The organism is Sinorhizobium sp. BG8, from assembly GCF_016864555.1.
GTDB lineage: Bacteria > Pseudomonadota > Alphaproteobacteria > Rhizobiales > Rhizobiaceae > BG8.
Genome location: NZ_CP044012.1, coordinates 72,526 through 97,908, shown reverse-complemented (window position 1 = coordinate 97,908; position 25,383 = coordinate 72,526). Strand labels below are relative to the sequence as shown.

General features: G+C 59.9%; 20 protein-coding genes and 1 pseudogene. 18 read left to right on the top strand and 3 right to left on the bottom strand.

Going from position 1 to position 25,383, the window contains the following annotated elements:
* The first annotated feature begins 457 nt into the window (after positions 1 to 457).
* Together zigA and aztD are read left to right on the top strand one after the other, a co-directional pair.
* Positions 458 to 1,663: a zinc metallochaperone GTPase ZigA gene (zigA, locus tag F3Y30_RS21500; protein WP_203427225.1), complete on the top strand. Its 1,206-nt coding sequence runs from the start codon at positions 458 to 460 to the stop codon at positions 1,661 to 1,663.
* Between the two features lie 84 nt (positions 1,664 to 1,747).
* Positions 1,748 to 2,980, top strand: coding sequence for a zinc metallochaperone AztD (gene aztD / locus F3Y30_RS21495; protein WP_203427224.1), 1,233 nt, complete (start codon positions 1,748 to 1,750; stop codon positions 2,978 to 2,980).
* 239 nt (positions 2,981 to 3,219) lie between these two features.
* Here the strand turns inward: aztD and F3Y30_RS21490 are convergent, their stop codons facing one another.
* Positions 3,220 to 4,077, bottom strand: coding sequence for a DUF1194 domain-containing protein (locus tag F3Y30_RS21490; protein ID WP_203427223.1), 858 nt, complete (start codon positions 4,075 to 4,077; stop codon positions 3,220 to 3,222).
* Positions 4,078 to 4,500: 423 nt separating this feature from the next.
* Here F3Y30_RS21490 and F3Y30_RS21485 point away from each other — a divergent pair, with 423 nt between their 5' ends.
* The 3 genes and pseudogenes from F3Y30_RS21485 (at position 4,501) to F3Y30_RS21480 (ending at position 7,418) form a co-directional block, all read left to right on the top strand.
* Positions 4,501 to 5,619 carry a PAS domain-containing protein gene (locus tag F3Y30_RS21485; protein WP_203427222.1) on the top strand — a complete coding sequence of 373 codons (1,119 nt, stop codon included), beginning with the start codon at positions 4,501 to 4,503 and terminating at the stop codon, positions 5,617 to 5,619.
* Positions 5,620 to 5,643: 24 nt separating this feature from the next.
* Positions 5,644 to 5,763 (top strand): annotated as a pseudogene (locus F3Y30_RS26485) (IS3 family transposase); the annotation flags it as partial.
* Positions 5,764 to 6,011: 248 nt separating this feature from the next.
* The gene (locus F3Y30_RS21480; protein ID WP_203427221.1) at positions 6,012 to 7,418 is read left to right on the top strand and encodes an adenylate/guanylate cyclase domain-containing protein; all 1,407 of its coding nucleotides are present in this window, start codon (positions 6,012 to 6,014) and stop codon (positions 7,416 to 7,418) included.
* 242 nt (positions 7,419 to 7,660) lie between these two features.
* On the opposite strand, the gene F3Y30_RS21475 is transcribed toward F3Y30_RS21480, so the two are convergent.
* Entirely contained in the window at positions 7,661 to 8,695 is a 1,035-nt protein-coding gene (locus F3Y30_RS21475) for a substrate-binding domain-containing protein (RefSeq protein ID WP_203427220.1), read from the bottom strand.
* 156 nt (positions 8,696 to 8,851) lie between these two features.
* Between F3Y30_RS21475 and F3Y30_RS21470 the strand changes: the two genes are divergently transcribed.
* The 13 genes from F3Y30_RS21470 to F3Y30_RS21410 all read left to right on the top strand — a co-directional run bounded on the left by F3Y30_RS21470 (position 8,852) and on the right by F3Y30_RS21410 (position 23,433).
* Positions 8,852 to 9,826 carry a sugar ABC transporter substrate-binding protein gene (locus tag F3Y30_RS21470; protein WP_203427219.1) on the top strand — a complete coding sequence of 325 codons (975 nt, stop codon included), beginning with the start codon at positions 8,852 to 8,854 and terminating at the stop codon, positions 9,824 to 9,826.
* Positions 9,827 to 9,928: 102 nt separating this feature from the next.
* The gene (locus F3Y30_RS21465) at positions 9,929 to 10,978 is read left to right on the top strand and encodes an ABC transporter permease (RefSeq protein ID WP_203427218.1); all 1,050 of its coding nucleotides are present in this window, start codon (positions 9,929 to 9,931) and stop codon (positions 10,976 to 10,978) included.
* 10 nt (positions 10,979 to 10,988) lie between these two features.
* A complete protein-coding gene (locus tag F3Y30_RS21460) occupies positions 10,989 to 11,984 on the top strand; it encodes an ABC transporter permease (protein ID WP_203427217.1) in 996 nt (331 codons plus the stop codon).
* A gap of 10 nt (positions 11,985 to 11,994) precedes the next feature.
* Positions 11,995 to 12,819, top strand: a complete 825-nt coding sequence (locus F3Y30_RS21455; RefSeq protein ID WP_203427216.1) for an ATP-binding cassette domain-containing protein — start codon at positions 11,995 to 11,997, stop codon at positions 12,817 to 12,819.
* A gap of 95 nt (positions 12,820 to 12,914) precedes the next feature.
* Positions 12,915 to 13,820, top strand: coding sequence for a sugar phosphate isomerase/epimerase (locus F3Y30_RS21450; protein ID WP_203427215.1), 906 nt, complete (start codon positions 12,915 to 12,917; stop codon positions 13,818 to 13,820).
* A complete protein-coding gene (locus F3Y30_RS21445) occupies positions 13,817 to 14,842 on the top strand; it encodes a Gfo/Idh/MocA family oxidoreductase (RefSeq protein ID WP_203427214.1) in 1,026 nt (341 codons plus the stop codon). Before F3Y30_RS21450 ends, F3Y30_RS21445 begins: the two co-directional genes overlap by 4 nt.
* 32 nt (positions 14,843 to 14,874) lie before the next feature.
* Positions 14,875 to 16,047 carry a Gfo/Idh/MocA family oxidoreductase gene (locus tag F3Y30_RS21440; protein WP_203427213.1) on the top strand — a complete coding sequence of 391 codons (1,173 nt, stop codon included), beginning with the start codon at positions 14,875 to 14,877 and terminating at the stop codon, positions 16,045 to 16,047.
* Positions 16,048 to 16,104: 57 nt separating this feature from the next.
* Positions 16,105 to 17,046: a sugar phosphate isomerase/epimerase gene (locus tag F3Y30_RS21435; RefSeq protein ID WP_203427212.1), complete on the top strand. Its 942-nt coding sequence runs from the start codon at positions 16,105 to 16,107 to the stop codon at positions 17,044 to 17,046.
* A 49-nt stretch (positions 17,047 to 17,095) separates the two neighbouring features.
* Positions 17,096 to 18,049 carry a TIM barrel protein gene (locus F3Y30_RS21430; RefSeq protein ID WP_203427211.1) on the top strand — a complete coding sequence of 318 codons (954 nt, stop codon included), beginning with the start codon at positions 17,096 to 17,098 and terminating at the stop codon, positions 18,047 to 18,049.
* A complete protein-coding gene (gene iolC / locus F3Y30_RS21425) occupies positions 18,046 to 19,968 on the top strand; it encodes a 5-dehydro-2-deoxygluconokinase (protein WP_203427210.1) in 1,923 nt (640 codons plus the stop codon). Before F3Y30_RS21430 ends, iolC begins: the two co-directional genes overlap by 4 nt.
* A complete protein-coding gene (gene iolD / locus F3Y30_RS21420; RefSeq protein ID WP_203427209.1) occupies positions 19,965 to 21,803 on the top strand; it encodes a 3D-(3,5/4)-trihydroxycyclohexane-1,2-dione acylhydrolase (decyclizing) in 1,839 nt (612 codons plus the stop codon). Before iolC ends, iolD begins: the two co-directional genes overlap by 4 nt.
* An 11-nt stretch (positions 21,804 to 21,814) precedes the next feature.
* Positions 21,815 to 22,624: a 5-deoxy-glucuronate isomerase gene (gene iolB, locus F3Y30_RS21415; RefSeq protein WP_203427208.1), complete on the top strand. Its 810-nt coding sequence runs from the start codon at positions 21,815 to 21,817 to the stop codon at positions 22,622 to 22,624.
* Positions 22,621 to 23,433 (top strand): TIM barrel protein, encoded by an 813-nt coding sequence (locus tag F3Y30_RS21410; RefSeq protein ID WP_203427207.1) that lies wholly within the window; start codon positions 22,621 to 22,623, stop codon positions 23,431 to 23,433. The genes iolB and F3Y30_RS21410 overlap by 4 nt, the downstream gene beginning before the upstream one ends.
* A gap of 487 nt (positions 23,434 to 23,920) precedes the next feature.
* On the opposite strand, the gene F3Y30_RS21405 is transcribed toward F3Y30_RS21410, so the two are convergent.
* On the bottom strand, positions 23,921 to 25,354 hold the full coding sequence (locus F3Y30_RS21405; protein WP_203427206.1) for an APC family permease: 1,434 nt from the start codon (positions 25,352 to 25,354) through the stop codon (positions 23,921 to 23,923).
* Between the last annotated feature and the right edge of the window lie 29 nt (positions 25,355 to 25,383).

The window sequence follows — 25,383 nt, the reverse complement described above, 5'->3', positions numbered from 1 at the left end:
GTCTCGTGTCTGTGGCGTAGCGGTTTGCGAGTAGTGGGGAAAAAATGAGTGAGCCCACCGCCATCTTCAAGAACCATCGCTTTGCGCCCAAGATGATTGCCCGCGCAGTGAGGCAGGTCTCCTGGCCGTGGGTCGTCGCATTCGTCCCCTCCCAGGACCTCCCGGTCTCACATGCGCCGATCAAACGAATGCCGGCCGCTGCATCGCGGGGGAGGTCTCGGCATTGCTTTGCCCGTAATGGACGACGTCCACCGAATGCCTGTCTCGGCTTCCGACTCGCATCGGAAGACGCTCGAGCACAAGGTGTGGTGTCACGGCGGTAGTGCTTCATCGACTATCATTCCCTGTCCTCAGTTTTCCCAATCGCCGAAAATTCCCGAATCCGTCGCCTTGACCGGCCCGAATTTTTCCGCTCTATTGTAACGGTATAACATTACCAAATCAAGCGGACGTTCTCATGATCAACAAACTGCCCGTCACCGTCCTCTCCGGTTTTCTCGGAGCCGGAAAAACAACGCTGCTCAATCACGTCCTCTCGAATCGCCAGGGACTGCGCGTCGCGCTCATCGTCAACGACATGAGCGAGGTGAACATCGACGCCGCGCTGGTGCGCGATGGCGGTGCGAACCTGTCGCGGACCGAAGAGCAGCTGATCGAAATGACCAATGGCTGCATCTGCTGCACGCTGCGTGACGACCTGCTGAAGGAGGTGCGTGAACTCGCCGAGCAGGGCCGGTTCGACTACCTGCTGATCGAATCGACCGGGATCGCCGAGCCGCTGCCGGTGGCGACGACCTTCGATTTCCGTGACGAAAACGGCGTCAGCCTGTCCGACGTGGCGCGGCTCGACACGATGGTAACGGTGGTCGATGCCGCCAATCTACTTGCCGACTACGGCTCCGAAGATTTCCTCGCCGACCGCGGCGACACGGCCGGCGACGGCGACAACAGGACAGTCGTCGATCTTCTGGTCGAACAGATCGAATTCGCCGACGTCGTGGTGCTCAACAAGATCGACACCGCGACGCCGGAACAGCGCGATGCAGCCCGCAAGATCATCGTCTCCCTCAATCCCGACGCAAAACTGATCGAAACCGATTTCGGCCAAGTCGACCTGAAGGAGGTTCTCGGCACCGGTCGCTTCGATCTGGCGAAGGCCGAGCAGCATCCGCTGTGGTTCAAGGAGTTGCACGGCTTCAAGGACCATGTTCCCGAAACCGAGGAATACGGTATTCGCTCCTTCGTCTACCGCGCTCGTCGTCCCTTCGACCCCGCGCGCTTCCAGCGCTTCATCGATCGGTCATGGCCGGGAGTCGTACGGGCAAAGGGCTTCTTCTGGCTGGCGACGCGGCCGCATCATGTCGGTGAAATCAGCCAGGCCGGTGCGCTCGTGCGCACAGGCAGGATGGGCGTCTGGTGGTCGGCCGTGCCGAAGGCGCAATGGCCACGCGATCCCGGTTTTCTGCAGATGATGGAGCCCTATCTCGATCCGACCTGGGGCGACCGGCGACAGGAGATCGTCTTCATCGGCGCGGAGCCGATGGACGAGGCAGCGATCCGCGCCGAATTGGACGACTGTCTGGTCAGCGAAACGGATTTCGATCCCGGCCTCTGGAAAGACCTTCCCGATCCCTTCGCAAGCTGGGAACGCCGGGCCTCGTGACACCAAACGGGGCAACGGAGATTGCCACATCCTCCGGCGCTCCAGGCCTCATCAACACTAGCATTCCGCAGACAGGAGATATCCATGTTCCGTTCCCGCAAACCTGTACTTCTGGCCACCACAGTTTTTGTCACATTGGCCGCGCCATTGGCGCTTCATGCCGAAGAAGAGCAGGGTGACACGTGGCGGCTGTTCGTTGCCGATCACACGCTGCCGATCGTCCGCGCCATCGATCTCGGCACTGACAAGGAAATCGCGCGCTTCGATATCAAGGGCTATGCGGCCCTGTCGCTCAGCGATACCGGACGCACGGTCTTCGCCGTTCAGGGCGACCAGAACACAGTCCATGCGATCGACACCGGCATCGCGCTATCCGATCATGGCGAGCATCGAGATATCGAGATCAAGGAACCGAAGCTCCTCGCGACGACAATTACCGGCGAAAAGCCCGGTCACGTCGTGACCCATGGCGACGCACTCGCCGTTTTCTATGATCGCGGCGGAAAGTTCGATCTCCTTGGGGAACGCGCGCTGCTGGAAGACAAGGTAGAACCCAAACCCTTCGACACGATCGCACCGCATCATGGCGTCGCCGTGCCGATGGGCAACTACCTGCTTGTTTCCGTGCCGAACATGGAGGCCGAGGTGAAGGAGGGCGAACTACCGCCGCGGCTCGGACTGCGGGTACTTGACCAGGAGGGCAAGCAGGTGGGAGACGTCGCGACCTGCACCGGACTGCATGGAGAGGCGAGTTCCGCCCGGCTGGTGGCCTTCGGCTGCGCCGAAGGCGTCCTCGTCGCCCGTCCCGGCGGTGTCGACGGACCAAAGGTCGAGATGCTGGCCTATCCTGCGTCCTTGCCGGAGGGGAAGGTGTCGACCCTGCTCGGCGGCACCGCCATGCAGTTCTTCCTTGGCAACTACGGTGAGGACAAGGTCGTCCTCATCGACCCCGACAGCAGGGACGAACCCTATCGGCTCGTCGACCTTCCGACGCGGCGGGTCGATTTCGCGCTCGATCCCGCCCAACCGCGCAACGCCTATATCCTGACGGAGGACGGCAAGCTCCATCTGCTGGACGTGATAAACGGCGAGATCGCCAAAAGCGAGACTGTAACCGAGCCCTACAGCAAGGACGGCCACTGGCGCGATCCGCGGCCGCGACTGGCGGTCGCCGGCGACCGCATCGCCATCACCGATCCCCGTCACAGCCTGGTTCGAATTGTTGATCCAGTGTCGTTGAAGGAGACGCGCACCATTGCCGTCGAGGGCCAGCCATTCGCAGTCGTTGCAGCCGGCGGATCGGGTGCGACCCACTAGACGAAATCGCAGCGCCGGCTTCACGCCGGCGCTCCTTTCGATGACTACCTCTTCGCTCGTGAACCCCGCGCCAATACGCTCCTGTTCAACCTGGATTGTCCCCGCTTCCTCAAGGTTGATCGTATGCAGCCCCCGAACCGGTTGTCCGTCGTCGCCGAACTCCGCTGCGAGCGCGTAGGTCCCGTTGCCTTCATATCCCGCCGGGCAGTGCCTATGGCGGCAGGAATTCCGACCTCGTGCTACTCAATGCGGAAAGACTGGATGAAATTCTCAGCAAGCTGCGATCTCGTCCACTGCTTGGGGGCGATGGCCGTAACACGTCGCCACTCAATGCGATCCCCGGTTTTCGACGAATACGGATCACTGTTCAGCGCTATCTCTCTTGCCAGTTTCCGGCGCAAAGCCGTGGTGTAGTCACTTGCGGCCCTCGGCTCCATCACGAAGGCTTGAAAGCCGCCTATGACGTTGTCGGCAAAGTATGAAGCCAGTGGACGGCCAGGGTCCTCATCTTCCTTGCTCGGGATGGCTATTGCGTTGATCGTGTATCCCTTTTCGACCGCCATATTCCTGGCTTGCTGAACAGGATAGCCGTCATTGTTTTCTCCATTGGCAGAGATGTCGATGACCTTTCGTTCCGCACTTCCTGGAAACTGGTCGAGAAGCAGACTTCCAACTCCGATGGCTGAGGAAATGGATGTTCCGCCTCTGCCCCGGCGGCTGAAGCCGGTATCGCCCTTCTTGCTGATTACCTGAGCAGCCGATTCGGCATCTGCAGGCCCGCAAATCTTCACCCACGGCAGGACGACCTTTATATGTGCCGGGCTCGCCCATTCAAAGTAAGTCACAGCAATGCAACCCAGATGATTGCCCGAAATGGAGTTGATGATCTCGGGGGAAGTCAGTGCGGCAACATGGCCGTTCCTCTGCAGGTCGGCCGTGTCAGGATCGATCGAGGACGAGAAATCAACAGCGAATACAATGGCGACATCTACGTCAAAGTGAGGCGCACGATCGATGTCAGAGGCGCGTGCCTGAAGCCCGAGGGTTAAAGCGGCTGCAACCGCACCCACCAGTTTCAAGGAGGAGTTTGTACCCATCAATCCCTCTTTCCGGTGACGTTGGAGGGCCGATCCCCCCGCGAGAAAGACTGGAGCATTCGTCAAGAGAGCTTTCGACCCCCTTTTGGGGGTTGATTGGCAGATGATGCAGATTGATGGGACCTGCCGCGTGTCTGAATTGAACGGCGCGGGATACCAGAGAGACGAGGCCTTGCCTGAAGCCCAACGGTTGGCTGCCCCCTAACGTCGTTGCGTGGCAACGCCGTCGTAGAAGGTGTGAGGCCGATGGATATACATGGCCTAGGGCGCATACCTAAGTTCCTGTTTTAAATCAAATGAACAAAATAGTGCGGGATTTGGAAGTTGTTGCTGAGGAAGCACCAAGTTATCCTGTGGTAATTCGAAATATATTTTATTATATTCTGCGCGCTGATTGTATTTACCAATCACGTAGGGGGCGGGATGTCGATCGACATAAAGCGATTGCAACAGGCGTCCATGCACTTGTCAGACATTGTTGCGGATCCGTCGCGTTGGACGGAACTTCTGGAGGACGTGGCGACGGCTGCCGGCGCCATGGGAGCTGCCCTGATTCCGCAGACCGGGTCCGAAGGAGCGCTGGCGACCGCACACCTCAAGGATTGCCTGGAGACGTATGTCCGCGAGGGTTGGCCCGAGCGAGATGCTGACAGTCATCGGCGCGCGAGGGTTCTGAACATGCAGGGCCAGGTTGCCTTGGATCGCGATCTGACCAACGCCGTCGGCCAAGGCGCACCATTTTTTGACGAATTCCTACCCCGTTTTGACGGAAAGTGGTGGGCTGGCATCGGGATGCGCGGCGGCCCAGACTTCTGGTCCCTGACGATGCATCGATCACTACGCCAAGGGAAATTCGAAGAGACAGAAAGGACCATCCTCGAGCAGTTCTCCATGCGATTGCACGAAGTTGGCAGTCTTGCCCATCTTGCAGGCCGCGTCTCGTTGTCGACTGTTGCCAACTCGTTCGATCAAATCGGAAAAGCCGTCGTGGCAATCGACGCGACAGGCAGGTTCATCCATGCCAACGCTGCAGCGCAGCGACTATTGGGCACTTCCATTCATATTGCTGGTGGGCGTCTGATGTTCCGCGATCGCCTTGCCGAGGCGGCATACGGCAAAGTCACCGACCGACTGCGAGGACTTCGCGAGGGCAAGACCTTGTGTGCACCTCCAATTGTTGTGCGGTGGGAGAACGCCGCTCCAATCGTGATCAGGATGCTGCCCGTCGATGGCGTGGCAAAGTCCCCCTTTCTCTGCGCGCGAGCATTGCTGCTTCTCAATGAGATCGTACCGCCCGCCAAGTCCGACTGGCGGGTGTTCAGTCTCGCCTTCAGGCTCACACCAGCGGAAGCGCGTCTCGCGGCGCTTTTGGCAATCGGCGAGCCTCTCGAAAATGCCGCGGAAACGCTTGGTGTCACCAAGGAAACTGTCCGTAGCAGGGTCAAGTCCATTTTCCAGAAGACCGATACTCACCGACAGGCCGCCCTGGTGGCCTTGTTGGCCTCTTTGGGAGAGCACACGGTTCCGTGGAGAAGGAAATAGTTCGACGAAATATGATATCCCCTTTCGTCACTGACCCATTCCCGCTCAGCGCTTTCGAACTGACGCTGCGACTATAACGATCACTGCCTGCAAACTGGCGTCGCCTGGCTAACGCCTGCCAACTTCCCTCGGATCATCAACCCGTCGCTATCACCGCAAATGCAGCAACACAAAACCGCTAGAGCGAACTCAAAACTCGATGAGATCTGGGGGCAAGGTCAGTCTAGCCATGCCGATCCGCGACGTCCTTAGCGCGGCGGCTACGCATTCCCACTACCTGGATCTGGAAGCGAACAAGACCGGGGCGGCGAGATTTCTATCATGGGTGTGCCGTGTTATAGTCCACTGCTGGCGTCGTCGGCAGTGGTGTTCCTCGCATCGAGGCTTGTCTAATGAGTGAAGTGGACGCGCTTTTTACCACTCTGCGACAGGCGGCTGACCCGCAAACGGTGGAGTGCATCGAGAACGTCGTCATGCGCGGTTCCGATCGTGACCTCAACCGCATCAATGCGCTCGCCTTCGCCGAAGCACATCATCTCGATGAAGAGAAAACCATCGCCGCGCTTCTGCATGCGGCCCGCCTGGGCGCGTTCGAAATGACCTGGAACGTCCTTTGCCCGGGATGCGGCGGCGTCCTCGATACCGGTGCAAGCCTTAAGACAGTCGACCAGGAGAGTTATCATTGCGCGCTTTGCTCTGCCGGATACGAGCCAACCCTTGACGAGATGGTCGAGGTAACGTTCACCGTCAGTCCAAGGGTCCGCAGGATTGCCGCTCACGACCCCGATCGTCTGCCTCCGCTTGAGTACTACCGCCAGATTTTCTTCAGTTCCGGTGTCGATCTGCCGGAGGACTTCGAAGCGAAGTTCGGGCGCACCCTGTTGGAGATCATTGAGCTGGATCCGGGCGAGAAGGCTTTCATCTCGGTGCAGCTACCAGCTCAATTCGTCATCATCTTCGATGCGGTAACCCACACGGCGCAGTTCATCGACGTCAGGGGCGAGCCCACCGACGAACGGCAAAACCTCTCAATGGTCATCAGTCGGGCGCATGCGCTGAACGAGACGCTGACCCTGCGCCCCGGCCCGCTGCGGATCAGCCTTGAGAACCACACCCATCGCAGGGTGGTACCGAACGTCTGCGTTGCGGGAGACGACCTGCACGACCTGCTGGCCTGCCGGCGACCTTTCCTGACGGCCAAGCGTCTGCTGTCGAACCAAAGCTTCCGCGACATCTACCGGACCGATACCCTTGACGTCGACCAACGCCTGAAGATCACCAGCCTGACTTTTCTTTTCACGGACCTGAGGGGTTCGACCGCTCTCTACGAGCGTGTCGGAGATCTCGCGGCTTTCGACCTGGTGCGGGCGCATTTCAGGGTCCTTCACGAGATCGTCGCCATGGAGGCCGGAGCGGTCGTCAAGACCATCGGCGACGCCGTGATGGCGACCTTCCCGAGCCCGGACCGCGCAGTGGCGGCCGCGCTGCAGATGCGGCAGGCAATGCTTCGATTGAACGCCGAACACGGCAGCGACGATCTTCTCCTGAAGATCGGCATCCATGAGGGACCATGCCTCGCGGTCAACCTGAATGACCGGCAGGACTACTTTGGCCAGACGGTCAATATCGCCTCCCGCGTTCAAGGGCTTGCTGATCCCAATGTGATCCTGACGACGGAGGCGATCGTCGGGGATGCCCAAGTCTCGGAGAACCTGCGAAACAGCGGCATCACGTCGGTCTCCCGCATGGAGGAACTTCATGGCATCCAGCGGAAGGTCAGGATATTCGCCCTGTCGTAGGCCTCGCCAGCTCTTCGAGCAGCTCTGATTGATGGCGACCCATAGCCAATGTTCTCGGCCGCCGATGGAAGCGCCACCTCGCAGAGGTGCCGGATGTCTCCTCGCGAAGGCATCTTACGGCGCGGTCAGTTTGGATAGGGTGGACGGACCGAATTTATGACCCCATCGCCGGATAATCCGCGATCGGAGTAAGTTCGGTGAAGTCGGGCTCGTTTTGGAGAACAATCTCGCGGTATCGCCATTCAGATGTTTTCCGGCGTGATGATATCGAAGGCGATGGTGCGATGGATGGTGCTGCCTACCACATCCTGATTGATTGTTTCGATCATCGTCTGCACCAACGTGGCAGACGTCTGTTCCAACGGATGGCATAAGGCCGCCGTGATCAGCCCCTCCGACAGCCCTTTTCTTGTCTCCGGACCGATGTCCCGGCAAATCAGTCGGATGTTTCTACGGCGCTCCTCCGGAATTTCTCTCAGGGCGCGCAAGATCCCGGAGATGCCGCCGCCCACGATCAGTATGCCGGAGAGGTCGTCGGTCGTGGCCAGCAACTCCTTGACCATACGATATGCTTCGTTCGGTTCTTCGTGCGTGGGGCGGCTGTCCTCGACTGTCAGATGCGGCGCGTGTTCGCGCACAAAGGAGCGGAAACTTGCGTCAGAGACGTCCTGGCATTGATAGCGGTGATTGCCGATGAACACAGCAATGCGTCCTGGCCCGGTCGTCATGTGCCCGATAAGCCATGCCGCGGTTCGCCCAACTTTCCAGTTGTCCACCCCAACATAAGCAGCCTTTTCGCGGGCGGACTGGTCAGTGATGTACGCAGTGACAGGCTTGCCCTTGTCGTGGAGTTCCCGGATGGCTTGGGCGATGACCGGGTGGTCCGCGGCGACAACCGCGACAGCGTCACAGTTTGTGCCCAAGGCCTTAAGTCGGCCGGCGATATTTTCCGGCGACAATAGATCCACGAAATCAACAACAGGATCAACGACGTCGTCACGGCGCGCGCGGCAGGCTTCGACGATTTTCTTGCCGAAAAGCTGGTAGAGCTCGCGGGTGGATTGCTGCAGCAAAAACCCAAGCCGGTATTTCGGCACGGTTTTGCGTAGGCGATCTTCGATCGCGCCAACGCCGTAAAATCCAATGCGCTCCGCAGCTGCCTGCACCTGTTGCACGGTGGTCGCCTTCACCGATGCGGTTCCGCTCAGGATGCGATTGATCGTCGAGATCGAAACACCAGCTTCCTTGGAAAGATCTGCAATTGTCGGCCGGCGCATGGTGGCCTCCTTGGCATTGTGTTTGTTTCATCGTGAATGACACAAGATGACACGTTTTACACATTAATTGTTATTTGTTATTGGTGGAAATTCAAGTATTAGATATGAATTCCTTCACGGCCGAGGCGACGGGCCCGGCCATGGGAGGACACCGAAATGAGCAAGTTGCGCCACCTCGCGGCAACCGTGTCGATTACTGCCATTGTTACATGCACAGCCACCGCGGTTTTGGCCGCCAATATCTTCGTTGTCGGTGGAAAGCCCGACGATCCCTTCTGGTCGATCGTGAAGCGTGGCGCCGAGGATGCCGGCAAGGTCGTGGAAGCCCAGGGAGGAAAAGTGACCTGGCTTGGCCCGCAGAACTACGACAACCTGGGAGTGGACGCGGCTGAACTGATCCGCCAGGCGATAGATCAGGGTGCCGATGCCATCGTCGGGCCTGACTGGGTGCCCGAAGCGATGGATCCCGCGTTCAAGGCGGTCGTGGATGCCGGCATTCCCCTGGTAATCTACAATGCCGGCGGCATCGAAGCCGCGGACCGGCTCGGTGCAATGAACTATGTCGGCTCAAACGACTACCTGTCGGGCAAGGCCGCCGGAGCCTACTTCGCCAAGCACGACCTGAAGAATGCCGTCTGCCTCAACACTTTGCCCGGAGCGGCCAACATCGAAGCCTTCTGCAAAGGCATGACCGATGGCGTGACGGAAGGCGGCGGGGTCGGTTCGGCGCTGCCATTGCCAGCGACGTCCTTCGGCTCCGCCACCGCTGTGGCGCAGGCGCTCAAGGCGCACCTGCTCCAACATCCGGAGATCAATGCCGTGTTTGCAATCGGCAACGTCGACACGAACTCCGCCGTGAACGGGGTGACCCAAGCCGGAAAGCAAGGGCAGGTAAAGGTCTGCGGCATGAACATGGACGAGACCATTCTGGGCAACATCAAGAATGGCACTCAACTTTGCGCAATCGACCAGCAGGGCTATCTGCAGGGTTTTCTGGCCGTTTCCATCCTGAACGGGAAGGTCAACTACGGCCTCACGGTACCAACCCGGGAAATCCTGACGGGTCCCGGAGTGATCGACTCGTCGAACGTCGATGCCACATTGGCTGGCGTGAAGGCGGGCGCGCGCTAGCCGCTCGCTGAAGCTGCGAAGCTGTCTGCCAGCGAGGCGGGCGGCTTCCATCCTGCAACCGTGCCGACCGTTCCGGTCGTTGACTTCATTTGGTGGTATCAAATGAATACGACAAGTGGTGTGCATACCTCATCGGTCGCTTCGGGCGGCCAAGATGTCAAAGAGATGATAGGGCAGCTCGCACGTCGACCCGAAGCAGGCTCGCTCCTGGGCTTGATCGCGGTGTTCGTCTTCTTCGCCATACTCGGCGGAGGGGTGTTCCTGTCCCCGGCCGGCTATGCAAGTTGGCTCAATGTTGCGGCCGAAATCGGAATTGTCGCTCTACCAATCGGGCTGCTGATGATCGCGGGGGAAATGGATCTCTCGATCGGCGCCGTGATACCGGCGGCATCCCTCACGGTGGCCATCGTTACCGGTCACTACGGCTTTCCCGAATTGGTGGGTATTCTCGCTGGCCTCGGCGTCGGGCTCGTCGTCGGTCTGGTCAACGGATACGTGGTCAATCGTACCGCCGTGCCGTCCCTGATCGTGACCATCGGCTCGATGTTCGCCGTCATGGGTTTGACCCTGGGCTTTACGGTGCTCATCGCCGGCAGCACTGGCGTATCGCTTGTCCCGAGCCCGACCGCCAAGGCAATCCTCGGCCAGTTCATCGGCGGAATGTTCCAAATAGGAATCTTCTGGTGGGCACTGTTCGTCTGCGTGTTCTTTTACCTGCTGCACATTTCGCCTGTGGGCAATTGGATCTTCGCTCTGGGAGGAGACAAGGTGTCGGCACGCAACGCGGGTATCCCGACGGGAAGGCTGACCGTTGCGCTCTACATGCTGTCGGGCTTCTGTGCGGCGTTTGTCGGCGTGACCCAGGTCTTCGTCTACCAAAGCGCGCAGGTTCTCGCAGGGCAGTCGTTCATCTTCAATTCGATCATGTGCGTGGTCATCGGCGGAGTGCTCTTGACCGGCGGCGCGGGATCAGTGGTTGGCATCGTCTTCGGCACGCTCACTTTCGCGATCGTGAACCAAGGCATCTACTTCACCGGCATCGATCCGAACCTGGGTAGCGTCATTATCGGCGCACTCCTGCTGATCGCCGTCATGACGAATGACAGGTTCCGGCTGATGGCCATGTCCTACGCAACGAAGAAGAAGAAGTGAGGGCCAAGAAATGAACGGCTTTTCCATCTTGCCTGTCGTGCGCCGACCGGAGTTCGGTGCCGTGCTGAGCTTCATCGCGGTGATTGCCTTCTATGTCTTCTTCGGCGGCGTCAGCCTTACTTCACTGTTCGGCGCTGCGAGCTGGGTAAATTTTGCCGCGAACCTCGGTATCGTCGCCTTGCCCGTTGGTCTCCTAATGATTGCGGGCGAGATCGATATCTCCATAGGAGCCATGATCCCCGCCGGTTCGATGTCTATCGCAATTCTGTCCGGCTATTACGAGTTGCCGATCGTGGTTGGTATGTTGGGTGCGCTCGGCTTCGGCGTTCTCGTGGGACTGGTGAACGGTGTGCTTGCAGTCCGCACGAGCGTGCCTTCCCTGATCATCACGCTTGGAACATTGGTTGCGGTGCAGGGGCTCGTTCTCGCAGGCTCCGTGCTTCTTACCGGAGCCGCCTCGGTTCCTCTCGATGCACCGGTCTGGGCCAAAACAATCTTTGGGCAGCTTATCGGTGGCAAATTCCAAGTGATCATCCTTTGGTGGCTCGCTCTGACGGTCGTCTTCGGCTTCGTCCTCCACTCAACCCGCTACGGCAACTGGATCTTCGCAATGGGGGGAGACGAGATCAGCGCGCGAAACGCCGGAATTCCCACCGATCGCGTCAAAATAGGCCTGTTCGTGCTGTCGAGCGTCGCTGCGTCCTTTGTTGGAATGTGCGGGGCGATCCTCTTCAACTCCGCGCAGGTTTCCGGCGGAATGAACTACATCTTCAACACGATCGTCTCCATCGTCGTGGGCGGTGTCCTGCTCACCGGGGGCTTTGGCTCCGTCGCAGGGATATTCCTTGGCGCGCTCACCTTCGCGATCGTGAACCAGGGCATCTATTTCACGGACATCGATCGTAACTGGTCCAGTCTGATCATCGGCGTGACGCTTATGGCCGCCGTACTGATGAACAACGCGTTCAGGCGGATAGCACTGAACTATGCGCCGAAGAGAAAGTAGAGGGCCGACCATGTCTAGCAACACCCCTATCATCGAACTCAAGAATGTCGACAAAAGCTTTGGCCCGATCGACGTGCTGCATGACATCTCGCTCAATGTCCGGGGCGGCGAAGTACTCTGCCTTCTGGGTGACAATGGCGCTGGAAAATCCACCCTGATCAAGACTCTCGCCGGAGTACACAAACCAACCCGTGGCACGATCTTGATGGACGGCAAGCCGGTCGAGTTCAGCGGTCCGCGCCAAGCCCAGGAAATGGGCATTTCGACAGTGCACCAGTTCGGAGGCACCTTTCCTCTGATGTCGATTGGACGCTCCTTCTTCGTCGGCGTGGAACCGACGAAGGGCTGGGGTCCATTCAAGATCTATGACCGCAAGAGGGCCAACGAGATTGCCGTGAAAGCGGTGCAGGACTTTGGCATTACCCGGATCGATGATGGAGATCGCCTTGTCGGCGGTCTCTCGGGCGGCGAACGCCAATCCCTTGCAATCGCGCGCGCGGTGCACCTCGGCGCCCGTGTGCTGATCCTTGACGAGCCCACAGCGGCACTCGGCGTGAAGCAGGCAGCGCACGTGTTGCGGATCGTGAACGAGGCGAAGCGACGAGGGTTGGCAGTGATCTTCATCACCCACCAGGTCATGCATGCCATGACCGTCGGTGACCATTTCGCTGTCCTGATCCGCGGCGCGATCGCGGCCGATTTCCGACGGGGAGAGAAGACCCGCGAGGAGATTACGGATCTCATGGCAGGCGGAGAAACGATGGCCGATCTGGAGGCCCAGATCGAGACCTACATGGACACTCACGACGGGCACGCGCCGCCACCCGTTCAATAAACGCTGACGGCATCAGAACCGCAATTGAACAGGGCGCACAGCTTCGACCACCGCCGGAGCTGAATGGAGATCTGCGTCCAAATTTGGAGGTCGCAATGAAGATCGCACTGGACCCGTTTATGCATCGCCATCTTTCGCTGGAGGAATTACCCCGGAAAGTGGCCGAGCTCGGCTACGAGTGGATCGAACTCTCGCCCCGCGGCGATTTTCTCGAATGGTTCAAGGCGCCACGCGTCTTTCCGGAGCGAATGAAGAGCTTCAAGAAAGCGCTGAGGGAAAGCGGCGTCGGCATTGCGTCGCTTCTGCCCATGTACCGCTGGGCGTCCAATGACGAAGCCGAGCGCCAGGCCGCAGTGAAACACTGGAAGCGCGCCATCGAGATCGCGGTCGAGATGGAAGTCGACACGATGAACTCCGAGTTCGGCCGCGGCCCGCATCCGGACAAGGGCTCCTGCTATTGCTGCCATACAGGTTCGATGATCGAGGCCTGCGAGGATGCCTGGTGGCGTTCCATGGAAGAGCTGGTGCCAATCTTCGAACGCGAAGGCATTCAGCTCAATGTCGAGCCGCATCCTGAAGACTGGTGCGAGACGCTGCAGCCGGCCCTCGACATCATCCGCACGATCAATTCGAAGAACGTAACGTTTCTCTACTGCGCGCCGCACACCTTCTACTTCGGCGACGATACCAAGGCGATGCTGCGCGAGGCGAAGGACGTTCTCGCCCACGTCCATGTCGGCGATACCTTCAACCACAAGGCCTCGTCGGGCTTGCGCTACATCCTCAACCCGCCCGGCACACAGGCCCGCGTGCACCAGCACCTGAACATCGGCCAGGGCGAGGTTCCTTGGGATGAATTCTTTGGCACGCTGGGCGAGATCGGTTTCGACGGCATCATGACTGCCTGCGTCTTCGCTTGGGAAGACAAGGCCGACCATTCGGGACGCTTCATGCGCGCCGAGATGCAGCGTTACATCGAGAAATACTGGGGGGCGAAATGACCCTTCAGGTTGGCGTCATCGGAACCGGAATGATCGGGCAGGATCATATCCGTCGCCTTACGAAAACGCTCTCCGGTGCAAGGATCGTGGGAGTTACCGATATCGATCAAGCGCGCGCCGCCGCCGCTGCCCCAGAGGGGGCGGAGGTTTTCACCACCCCGACGGCTCTGATTGCCTCAAAAGAAGTGCAGGCCGTGGTCATCTGCTCTTGGGGGCCGGCGCACGAGGAGCAACTGCTCGCCTGCATCGCCGCCGGCAAGCCCGTATTTTGCGAAAAGCCTCTCGTGACATCTGAAGCGGCCGCACTTCACGTCATGGAGGCGGAGGTGACCCATGGGCGGCGTCTCGTCCAGGTAGGATTCATGCGCCGTTTCGACGCTGACTATCGCCGCCTCAAGGCGGTGGTCGACAATGGAAAACTCGGCGCGCCTCTCATGTTTCACTCCGTGCATCGCAATGCGTCCGTGCCCGAGGGACTCTACACATCGGAAATGCCGCTGAACGACACGCTCGTGCACGACGCGGATATCTCCCGTTGGCTTCTTTCCGACGAGGTTGCCGGCGTGGAAGTGCGCGTGCCACGCCGGTCTTCGCGCGGCGGCGAGCTGCGTGATCCAGTCTTTGTGCTTCTGCACATGGCATCGGGTGCGTTGGTCGACGTCGAGATCTCGGTAAACATTGCCTACGGATACGACATCCGCGGCGAGGTCAGTTGCGAGGCGGGGGTGGTGGCACTTCCAAACCGTCCCGCACCGATGATTTCCGATGCGAATGGGATTCGTCAGGCGATCCCGGAGGACTGGCGTGAGCGCTTCATCGAAGCCTACGACCAGGAATTTCGGGAATGGATTGTGGCCGCCTCGCGGGGCACCGCGACAGGCCCGTCGACGTGGGACGGATACGCGGCCACGCTCGTGGCCGACGCCGCGCTTCGCGCTGTCGCGAGCGGCCTCCTTGAACCAGTCAACATGGTAGCAAAACCCGCCCTCTACGGGCCGCCGACCGCTATCGCGGCGGAATGAACCGTGGGGCCAATTTTTAGGAACGTCAGAAGATGATCAACGGAGAAATGAAGATTTCGCGCCCGCTTCGCTGGGGCATGGTTGGTGGCGGACGCACCGGGCAGGTGGGGTACAAGCACCGCACCGGGGCGCTCAGGGATGGCACTTATCGGCTGCTCGCTGGCGCATTCGATCTCGATGCGGAGCGAGGTCGCGATTTCGGTACCGGCCTCGGAGTTGCCGGGGATCGCTGCTACGCCACCTATCAGGAACTGATTGCAGGCGAGGCGGGGCGGAGCGACGGCGTCGAGGTCGTCTCGATCGCAACGCCGAACTTCACGCACTACGAGATCACCAAGGCTTGCCTGGAGGCCGGGCTGCACGTCATCTGCGAAAAGCCGTTGTTCTTCACTGTCGCCGAATGCGAGGAAGTGGCGGAACTCGCCGAAAGGAAGGGGCTGATCGTCGGCGTGACTTACGGGTTCACTGGCCATCCTCTGGTTCATCAGATGGCCGCGATGGTCAGGAAGGGCATGCTCGGCGATATCCGCATCGTCGACATGCAATATACCCATGGCTTCAACTCCGGCGACGACACCGGTGCCGGCGAGGCCGTCAGATGGCGTACGAATCCGGCTACGGCGGGGCCGACCTTCGTTCTCGGCGACATCGGCACGCACCTCTACTATCTCTCCGAAGTCGTGTTGCCGCATATGCATATCGAGAGGCTGCTTTGCGACCGCAAGGCATTCATCCCGACACGCGCACCTCTTGAGGACCATGCAACGGTCCTGATGCATTACGACAATGGTGCGCGGGGCCGCCTTTGGGTCTCGTCCGTGAATGCGGGCAACATGGGCTCCCAACGTTATCGTTTCGTAGGCTCAAAGGCCTCCGTCGAGTGGTCAGACTCTCATCCAGACCAGTTGATCTACGAAGTGCAGGGAGAGCCCAGTCGTACCCTGCATCACGGGATGCCTTACCTCGAAGAGGAAAGTCTCGCGGTCGACCGCATGGGCGCGCTGCACACGGAAGGCCTCGGTGATAGCTGGTCCAATATCTACCTTTGGATCGGCCAGGCTATCGACGCGAAAAAGCGCGGCGACGAAGCATTCCTGAAGACCCACCACTACCCAGGCATCAGAGCCGGTACGGAAGGTGTTCGGTGGCTCGAAAACTGCGTCCGCTCGGCTGACGCGGGCGCCGAGTGGGTCGATTTCAAATAACCCTCCTCCCCAACTGGGCGCGCGCTAGGCGCGCCCTCTTTTTCAGGACTGAGCATCATGAAGCTTTCCATTTGCACCGATGTGATGGGCAATCTCTCGTTCACCGAGATGCTCGACAAGTGCGTGAAACTAGGCGTCGAGGGCATTGAGATGACCGGCGGCGGATGGTCGCCCGCACCGCACTTTCGGGCCGACGCGCTCCTGGCGGACAGGGGCACTCTGAGACAGAAGCTGAAGGAGATTGAGGCGCGCGGTCTGCAGATCGCGGCGCTGAACTGCTCGGCCAATCCGCTCGACCCAGGCGATATGGGCAAGCGCCACCGCAAGGAGATGGAGGACACCGTTCGTCTCGCGGGCGAGATCGGCGTCAAGACGATTGTCACGATGTCCGGTCTGCCGGAAGCGGCTCCCGGCGACACGGTTCCGAATTGGCTCGTCTATACAAAAAGTTGGCCGGGCGAAATGCCCGAGCGGGACCGGTATCAGTGGGAGGATCGCGCGTTTCCCCTGTGGCACGACCTGGTGAAGCTCGCCAGGGAGGCCGGAGTCGAGCGATACGCGCTCGAGAATTTTTCGGCCATGCTCGTCTGGAACCCGGAAACACTTTTCCGGCTGCGCAACGAGGTCGGACCGACCGTCGGCATGAACCTCGACCCATCGCATCTCATGTGGATGGGGGCCGATCCCATAGCGTCCGCACGCGCTCTGGGCCCTGCCATCCACCATTGCCACGGCAAGGATACGCGCATCGAACGGGGGCTTGCCGACGTCAACGGCCTTCTCGAACTGAAGGAAGTCACCGACGTCGCCAACCGGTCATGGAACTATGTCGCCGTCGGCGCGGGCCATGATCTGCAATGGTGGAAGGAGTTTTTCTCCGTGGTCCGGATGGTCGGGTACAACGGCTGGGTCAGCCTGGAAATGGAAGACTTCACCATGTCGACCGATGCGGGCATTCAAAGCTCCATCGATGCACTCCAAGCCACAATTAGCCGCTGATCGGCCGCGCCTGAGCCGTTGTGAAGGCTTGGGCTTTTCTGGAGGCTATATGACGAACCCCATTACAATCACGACCGCGCCCTGCTGCTGGGGTGTCGACGATGTAAGAAACCCGCATCTCCCAGAATGGGAGAGAGTCTTGGATGAGGCGAAAGACGCGGGTTTCGGCGGACTTGAGCTTGGGCCTTACGGCTACCTGCCATTGGACCACGACCTCGTATCCAGCGCGCTATCTTCGCGCGGCTTGAAAATCGTCGCGGGAACGATCTTCGACGATCTCGTTTCCCCGTCAAACCGCGACAACCTTTTGCATCAGACAGACCAGATTTGCGATCTAATCACGCGCTTGCCCAAACCGGATACGCACAAAGGGCAGCGCTTCGACGCGCCCTATCTGACGGTGATGGATTGGGGGCACGACGAGCGGGACTACGCGGCCGGACATTCCGACCGTGCTCCGCGGCTCGATGACAGTTCGTGGAACGGGATGCTCGATAACATCCGCGCCATCGCAGCGCTTGCCCGGGACCGATATGGGGTGCGGGCCACCATACATCCGCACGCCGGAGGCTACATAGAATTCGCGGATGAGATTGAGCGTGTCGTCAACGACCTCCCGGCTGACCTGGCGGGTCTCTGCCTCGACACCGGACATATGACCTACTCCGGGATGGACCCCGTCGCCACGCTCCGCCGCTACTGGGATCGTGTCGACTACATCCATTTCAAGGACATCGACTCGCGAGTATTTCGCGAGGTCATGGACGAGCGGATTCGCTTTTTTGATGCGTGTGCCAAGGGCGTCATGTGTCCCATAGGGCGCGGTTCGATAGACTATGCCGCCATCCGGGCGCTCCTGACCGAGCTCGGTTACGGCGGTTACATCACAATCGAGCAGGAGCGGGATCCTCGCAACTCGGGCAGCGTCCTCGACGACCTGTCGGCCAGCCGCGCCTTCCTGGCAAAAGCGGGTTTCTCTGGGCACCGGGGAGTTGTGGCATGAAATCACTCGACGTGATCACCATCGGCCGTTCCTCGGTCGACCTCTATGGCCTGCAGGTTGGGGGGCGCCTTGAAGACATGGGCTCGTTCGCAAAGTACATCGGTGGTTCGCCGACAAACATAGCCTGCGGTGCCGCGCGGCTTGGGTTGAAATCTGGGCTCATCACCAAGGTCGGCGACGAGCACATGGGCCGCTTCATTCGTGAGCAGTTGATCCGCGAAGGCGTGGATGTCGGTGGGGTTGCCACCGATCCGGATCGACTGACGGCACTCGTGCTTCTCGGCATTCGGGACGAGGACACGTTCCCCCTGATCTTCTATCGCGAGAACTGCGCGGACATGGCGCTTTGCGAAGACGATATCCAGGAAGATTACATTGCTTCGACACGGTCGGTTGTTGTGACGGGGACGCATCTTTCGAACCCCCGCACCGAAGCGGCAGTCCTCAAGGCACTTGGATTGGCACGCACCCACGGTGCCAAGACGGCTCTGGACATCGACTATCGCCCCAACCTCTGGGGAGCGGCTCGCCACGGCGACGGTGAAAGCCGGTTTGTGGCGAGCGATCAGGTTACAAGGAAACTCCAGTCCACCCTCCATTTCTTCGATTTGATCGTTGGTACGGAGGAGGAATTCCACATCGCCGGAGGGACCACGGACACCATTGCCGCCCTCAGGAAAGTACGTTCCGTTTCCGGGGCGACCCTTGTCTGCAAGCGTGGCGCCAAAGGCGCGGTAGCGTTCGAGAACGCAATTCCGAACACCCTCGACGAGGGTGTTTCGGGTCAGGGCTTTCCGATCGAGGTCTTCAATGTCCTTGGCGCGGGGGACGGCTTTTTCTCTGGTCTCCTGAAAGGCTGGATCGACGGCGAGGATTGGCCGACGTCGCTCAAGTACGCGAACGCCTGTGGCGCGTTTGCCGTTTCCCGCCACGGCTGCACGCCGGCCTATCCTTCCCTGACGGAGTTGGAATTCTTCCTGAAGCGAGGCGTGACGCGTCCCGATCTGCGAAATGACGGACCTGCCGAGCAGATACACTGGTCGACCAACCGGCATCGAAATCATGGAGAAGACTGGCGCGACTATCGAATATTTGCCTTTGACCATCGCATGCAGCTGGAGCAGATGCCTGGCTACACGCTCAAGAAAGGCGGCGCCTTCAAGGAGCTTTGCCTGCAAGCGGCACTTCAGATCCGGGCGGGTCGTCCCGGCTACGGTATCCTGTGCGACAATCGCATTGGCAGAAGGGCGCTCCACGCCGCGTCAGCCAGTGGCCTGTGGATCGGACGGCCTTGCGAATGGCCGGGCTCACGGCCGCTGACCCTGGAGCCGGAACTCGGCAGCGACTGCGGCGGTCTTGGAGAATGGGCGCGAGACAACGTGGTCAAGGTGCTTTGCTTCTGCCACCCGGACGATGATGACCAGACCCGCGCCGAGCAATCCGCGACCGTGAAGCGTCTCTTCGAGGCGTCTCGGCGCAATGGTCTCGAATTCCTCCTCGAGATCATCCCGTCAAAGGTCGGCCCGGTCGATGACGAGACGACTGCGATCCTCATCCAGCACTTCTACGACATCGGGATCTTTCCCGATTGGTGGAAGCTTGAACCGATGAAAACCGAGGCCGCTTGGTCAAACACCATAGCGGCCATCGAAAAGAACGATCCCCATACCCGCGGCATTGTCGTGCTGGGCCTTGATGCGCCGGAGGCGGAGTTGGCCGCAAGCTTCGAAGTCGCCGCCGCGTTTGACCTGGTCCGCGGCTTTGCTGTCGGCCGAACCATCTTCGGAGACGTCGCGCGCGGCTGGATGCAGGGAGAAATCGAGGACACGACCGCCGTCGCGGAGATGGCAAGACGGTACGGACGACTGTGCTCCATCTGGGACGAGGCCAGAGCGGCCGCAAGGGAGAAGGCAGCATGACACGGACAATCAACCTCACGGCGGCACAAGCGCTTGTCAAATGGCTCTCGGTGCAGATGACGGAAGATGGGGAGCGTTTCATCGAAGGCGTTTGGGCGATCTTCGGCCATGGCAACGTCGCCGGTCTTGGCGAGGCGCTGCACGGCATCGGAGAGGCCCTGCCTACATGGCGTGGACAAAACGAACAGACGATGGCGCATGCGGCGATAGCCTATGCGAAGACCAAGAGGCGCAAGCGCGCACATGCCGTCACGTCCTCGATTGGACCAGGTGCCACGAACATGGTGACGGCGGCGGCGCTGGCGCACGTCAATCGCCTGCCGGTGCTGTTCATCCCCGGCGACATCTTCGCCAATCGCCGACCCGACCCCGTCCTGCAGCAGATAGAAGATTTCGACGACGGTACGGTCAGCGCAAACGACGCCTTCCGGCCGGTAGTACGATACTTCGATCGCATCGCGCGGTCGGAACATCTCCTGACCGCGTTGCCGCGCGCACTCACAGTCCTGACTGATCCGGCCAACTGCGGACCTGTATGCCTGGCTTTCTGCCAGGATGTGCAGGCGGACGCCTTCGACTATCCGGAAGCCTTTTTCGAGCCTAAGGTCTGGCGGATACGCCGTCCCGAGCCGGATCCGCGGGAAGTCGAAGACGTAGCTGTCATGATCCGGGCAGCGAAAAAGCCGGTCATCATCTCGGGCGGCGGCGTGCTTTATTCCGAAGCGGAAGACGCGCTCGCCGCATTCGCAAAACGGCACAATCTTCCCTTTGTCGAGACACAGGCGGGAAAGGGCGCAAGCGCCTGGAGCGACGAATTCAATTTCGGATCTCCCGGCGTCACCGGCTCGGAATGCGCCAATCGCCTTTGTGAGAACGCGGACCTCGTCATCGGTGTCGGTACACGATTCCAGGATTTCACCACGGGATCCTGGGCACTGTTCAAGAACGACGGACGAAAGCTCATCTCTATCAATATGCACGGCTACGATGCGGCAAAACACGGAGCGACACCGGTGGTCGGTGATGCTCGTGTGACGCTCGGAAAGCTCTCGGCTCTCCTGGGTGACTACCGCGCTCCGTTGTTCGATACGCAGTCCCGCTCCGCTTGGCATGACAGAGTGAAAGCCGTCACCGCCGCGCCGACCGCCGACCTTTCGAATTACCTGCCAACGGATGCGCAGGTCATCGGAGCTGTCCAACGTGTTGCAAACGACAAGACCGTCGTGATGTGCGCCGCCGGCACGATGCCGGGTGCGCTTCAAGTTCTCTGGCAATCCGCCAGGAGCGGCTACCATATGGAATACGGCTACTCGTGCATGGGATACGAAGTGGCAGGTGCCATGGGTATCAAGCTTGCGGCCCCGGAAAAAGAAGTCGTCTGCTTCGTTGGGGATGGTTCCTACATGATGGCGAACTCGGAGATGGCCACCGCTGTGATGCGCCGGGTTCCTTTCACGGTGGTCCTTACGGACAACCGCGGCTACGGCTGCATCAACCGTCTGCAGATCGAGTGCGGCGGGGCAGAGTTCAACAACATGTACAAGGACACCAATATCGAAGCGATGCCCGAACTTGACTTCGTCGGTCACGCGCGATCGATGGGCGCCCACGCGGAAAAAGCCACTGACATTGCCGACCTCGAAAAGAAGATCGTCGAGGCGCGCTCGCGAAACATCCCAACCGTCATCGTCATCGACACGGATGCCGTTCCAGGGACTGGGGCGGGCGGACATTGGTGGGATGTGGCCGTCCCACAGGTCGGGGGCCCGGAACGGCTCGTGCGCGCGCGCGAGCACTACAACCGAAGCGCCCGCGACCAACGGACTTTCAACTGAAGGCGAAGAGCATGGCTGATCTATTGCGTAAACCGTTCGGAAGCCACGGCAAGATTCATGAAATCACTCCACAGTCGGCTGGCTGGCGTTTCGTCGGCTTTTCCGTCTATCGCTTGCGGGCGGGGGAGACTGCCGAGGAGGCGACAGGTGACCGCGAGGTCATACTTGTCATGGTCGAGGGAAAGGCCGAGATCCAGGCCGCCGGGCAGGATTGGGGGCTCCTCGGCGATCGGATGAACGTCTTTGAAAAGACGCCGCCTCATTGCCTCTATGTTCCGAATGCCAGCGACTGGCGCGCCGTGGCAAAGAGTGATTGCACGATCGCCGTTTGCACAGCGCCCGGCAGGGGCGGCCATTCTGCTCGCCGCATCGGACCTCTCGGCATCACGCTCACGTCCCGTGGAAAGGGCACCAATACGCGGCACATCAACAACATTGCGATGGAGGGCGAGGACTATTGCGACAGCCTGCTGGTGACCGAGGTCTTCACGCCCGCCGGCCATTGGTCGTCTTATCCGAGCCACAGACATGACGAGGACGATTTCCCGCGCATCACCTATCTCGAAGAGACCTACTACCACCGTCTCGACCCTGCCTCGGGGTTCGGTGTCCAGCGTGTCTATACCGACGACGGGAGCCTTGATGAAACCATGGCGGTAAAGGACCACGACGTTGTCCTGGTTCCGCGTGGTCATCACCCTTGTGGCGCTCCCTACGGCTTCGAAATGTACTACCTCAACGTCATGGCGGGACCGTTGCGCAAGTGGCGGTTTGTTCCAGCGCCCGAGGTGGAGTGGATTTTGGAGCGCGACACCAAATGATCAAGCGCGCCCTGAACCAAAAGACAGCTCGCTATCTGTCCTACGAGGCTTTCCTGGATCTGGCACAGGAACTCGATTGCGTGGGTGTCGAGCCGCGTAACGATCTTGGCCGCCCGCTGTTCGATGGGCTCGCTCCTCGTCGAGCAGGCGAGATGGCGCGAGAAAGAGGACTGAAGTTGCTCGGTCTCAGCGAGGTCTATCCTTTCAACGATTGGTCGGCAGAAAGAGCCGATGCGATCAGGGGGCTCATCGAGGCGAGCATCGAAAGCGGAGCCGAGACCTTCAGTCTTATTCCGCGCGTTGATGGAGGAGAGACTGAAGACGGAATTCGGCAGGTAAGGCTCCGCGAGGCGATGCGCGAGATACTTCCGATGCTTGACGGCCACAACGTGGTAGCGCTCATCGAACCGATCGGCTTTGCGTCCTCCTCTTTGAAAAGCAAGGCGGAGCTTGTCGATGCCATAGAGGCTGTGGGTGGGAGAAGAAAGTTCAAGATGGTGCACGACACGTTCCAGCATGCAATTGCCGGGGGAGGCCCCATTTTTCCAGAATACACCGCCATGGTGCACATATCCGGCATATCGGATCCGATACCTCGCCTCGACGAACGACTTGATACCGAACGGATCCTCGTCGATCGCGATGATCGCTGCGCAACGCTCGAACAGATCACCGACTTCCTGGCGGCGGGGTACGAGGGGCCGTTTTCCTTTGAATGCACGAGCCCGGTTGTTCAGCGGAGCGATACGCTCAGGGACGACTTAAAACGATCATTCGAATTCATCGAGATGTCCTTGGCTGCCAACTAGAGCACATGGTCCGATCTGACTTTCGCTATCTGAGAATGGCCGCTTTCGGATGGACAACTCATCTGGACGTGCGTTTCCCGCCGCAAGCGGCCGGCCCAGTCCGGGCCGAATTTCTTCGCTCAACACCGGTTCGTCTCATATGAGACGATGATGCCGCGCTCCCGTGGCATCGCTTCCACCAAGCGAAGTGAGCAGAAACCGGAAACATACCCATACCGCCCAGAAGGTTGCGAAGAAAGGGAACGATGACGCTTGCTGCCGTCGGGGCTGGGTCATTGCTGCCGACGATAGGTCAACAGCTTTATCCCTATTTAACTTGACCTTGCCGTTCAGTCGGGCCGTCGATACCTCCGTTGCATCGGAAGTATCGACGGGACTATCCTGCTGGATCAGGTTGCGCCCGATGCGTTCCAATCGAAGGCGGTGGGGTGCAAACTGATCCGTCGGCATAGAAGACCTGCGGCTGGTCCGCAGGGGGCGTAGCCTGTCATTCCGCCACGGACAACCCCATCGCGCGATACTTCGCCGGGTCGGCGCTTTTCAGGCGGAACGCGCAGAGCGCACCGGCAACACCGGTGAGTAACACCAGGTATGGGAAGGAGCGGACCACCCAGGAGTCCGAACCGCTCATCAGCGCGAGATTGTCGATCACCAGAGCCAGCGAGATGACGAGGCAAAGCGCGCTGGCGGCAGGGGCCAACAGGCGTTGCCAGAGGTTGGTGTCGCGTGGGTTTTTCCAGAAGAACCCAATCACTGCCAGGCATGCGAGTACCTGCACGGCAATCATGCCGATCGTCGACAGGGCGGCCATCCAGGAATAGATGATCAGGTAGGGGTCCTGGCCGAAGGCAGCGAAAGCTCCCATGCAGATCAGCGCGGCGATGGATTGTACCCGCCCGGCGATGTATGGCGACTGGTGGGTGCCGTGTGTGCGTGCCAGGCCGTTCCACAGCAATTGCTCGCGGCCCATGGAAAACAGGTAGCGGGTGATGGAGTTGTGGAAGGCAAGGATCGCAGCGAACATGCTGGTGAGCACGAGGATGTTCATCAGGGTCGATGCGCCAGTGCCCAACAGTTCGCTGCAAATCTTCAGCCAAAGGTTGCTCGGGTCGTTGGTCGCCATTTCTATAGCGCCGCTGACGCCGTACCCTTGGATGATGGCCCAGGCGGAGAAAGCATAAAACAGCATGATGCCGATGACCGCGAGATAGGTGGCGCGCGGAATGGTACGCACGGGGTCGCGGGCCTCCTCTGAGAAGATAGCTGTGGCCTCGAAACCGAGGAATGCGCAGATCGCGAAAATCAGGCCGATACCAAGCCCCGGCACGAAAATCTGCGACGGGCTGAAGGGTACCGCAGTGAAACCATGGCCATTGCCGTTGGTTAGGAGAATGGCGATGTCGATTGCCAGGACGATGGCGGTTTCGCCGATCAGCAGAGCCGCGAGTAGCTTGCCGCTGAATTCAATGTCGCGTTCGCCGCAGAAGTGCACGATGCCGAGCGTCACGACGACTAGGGCAAACCATGGTATCTCGATGCCCCAGTGGCTCTTCAGGGCCTCGCTGAGAAAGTAGCCGAATCCTCCATAAAGGGCGAATTGCACCGCGTTGTACGCCAGCAGCGCCATGAAGGCGGAACCGGCGCCGCAAAGCGGGTTAAGACCACGGGTGACGAAGGTATAGAAGGCGCCCGCGTTGCCGCTGTACCGGCTCATCGCGCAATAGCCTACTGCGAAGAGAAGGTAGATCAGCCCGGCGATCAGGAACAATGCGGGAATGCCGACGCCACCCCCCATGCTGATTGCGAGCGGCACGCTGCCCACCACCACGGTCAGCGGCGCCGCTGCCGCTACCACGAAGAAAACGATTCCTGCTACGCCAATGGCGTTCTTGCGTAAGCCTGCTTGTTGCACACCAGACATCTGCTGCTCCCGATAATTGTTATTTTATT

What these genes read in the sequence shown, in the direction of transcription:
- zigA (WP_203427225.1), top strand. Translation starts at nt 458, where the DNA reads ATGATCAACAAACTGCCCGTCACCGTCCTCTCCGGTTTTCTCGGAGCC.
- aztD (WP_203427224.1), top strand. Translation starts at nt 1,748, where the DNA reads ATGTTCCGTTCCCGCAAACCTGTACTTCTGGCCACCACAGTTTTTGTC.
- F3Y30_RS21490 (WP_203427223.1), bottom strand. Translation starts at nt 4,077, where the DNA reads ATGGGTACAAACTCCTCCTTGAAACTGGTGGGTGCGGTTGCAGCCGCT.
- F3Y30_RS21485 (WP_203427222.1), top strand. Translation starts at nt 4,501, where the DNA reads ATGTCGATCGACATAAAGCGATTGCAACAGGCGTCCATGCACTTGTCA.
- F3Y30_RS21480 (WP_203427221.1), top strand. Translation starts at nt 6,012, where the DNA reads ATGAGTGAAGTGGACGCGCTTTTTACCACTCTGCGACAGGCGGCTGAC.
- F3Y30_RS21475 (WP_203427220.1), bottom strand. Translation starts at nt 8,695, where the DNA reads ATGCGCCGGCCGACAATTGCAGATCTTTCCAAGGAAGCTGGTGTTTCG.
- F3Y30_RS21470 (WP_203427219.1), top strand. Translation starts at nt 8,852, where the DNA reads ATGAGCAAGTTGCGCCACCTCGCGGCAACCGTGTCGATTACTGCCATT.
- F3Y30_RS21465 (WP_203427218.1), top strand. Translation starts at nt 9,929, where the DNA reads ATGAATACGACAAGTGGTGTGCATACCTCATCGGTCGCTTCGGGCGGC.
- F3Y30_RS21460 (WP_203427217.1), top strand. Translation starts at nt 10,989, where the DNA reads ATGAACGGCTTTTCCATCTTGCCTGTCGTGCGCCGACCGGAGTTCGGT.
- F3Y30_RS21455 (WP_203427216.1), top strand. Translation starts at nt 11,995, where the DNA reads ATGTCTAGCAACACCCCTATCATCGAACTCAAGAATGTCGACAAAAGC.
- F3Y30_RS21450 (WP_203427215.1), top strand. Translation starts at nt 12,915, where the DNA reads ATGAAGATCGCACTGGACCCGTTTATGCATCGCCATCTTTCGCTGGAG.
- F3Y30_RS21445 (WP_203427214.1), top strand. Translation starts at nt 13,817, where the DNA reads ATGACCCTTCAGGTTGGCGTCATCGGAACCGGAATGATCGGGCAGGAT.
- F3Y30_RS21440 (WP_203427213.1), top strand. Translation starts at nt 14,875, where the DNA reads ATGATCAACGGAGAAATGAAGATTTCGCGCCCGCTTCGCTGGGGCATG.
- F3Y30_RS21435 (WP_203427212.1), top strand. Translation starts at nt 16,105, where the DNA reads ATGAAGCTTTCCATTTGCACCGATGTGATGGGCAATCTCTCGTTCACC.
- F3Y30_RS21430 (WP_203427211.1), top strand. Translation starts at nt 17,096, where the DNA reads ATGACGAACCCCATTACAATCACGACCGCGCCCTGCTGCTGGGGTGTC.
- iolC (WP_203427210.1), top strand. Translation starts at nt 18,046, where the DNA reads ATGAAATCACTCGACGTGATCACCATCGGCCGTTCCTCGGTCGACCTC.
- iolD (WP_203427209.1), top strand. Translation starts at nt 19,965, where the DNA reads ATGACACGGACAATCAACCTCACGGCGGCACAAGCGCTTGTCAAATGG.
- iolB (WP_203427208.1), top strand. Translation starts at nt 21,815, where the DNA reads ATGGCTGATCTATTGCGTAAACCGTTCGGAAGCCACGGCAAGATTCAT.
- F3Y30_RS21410 (WP_203427207.1), top strand. Translation starts at nt 22,621, where the DNA reads ATGATCAAGCGCGCCCTGAACCAAAAGACAGCTCGCTATCTGTCCTAC.
- F3Y30_RS21405 (WP_203427206.1), bottom strand. Translation starts at nt 25,354, where the DNA reads ATGTCTGGTGTGCAACAAGCAGGCTTACGCAAGAACGCCATTGGCGTA.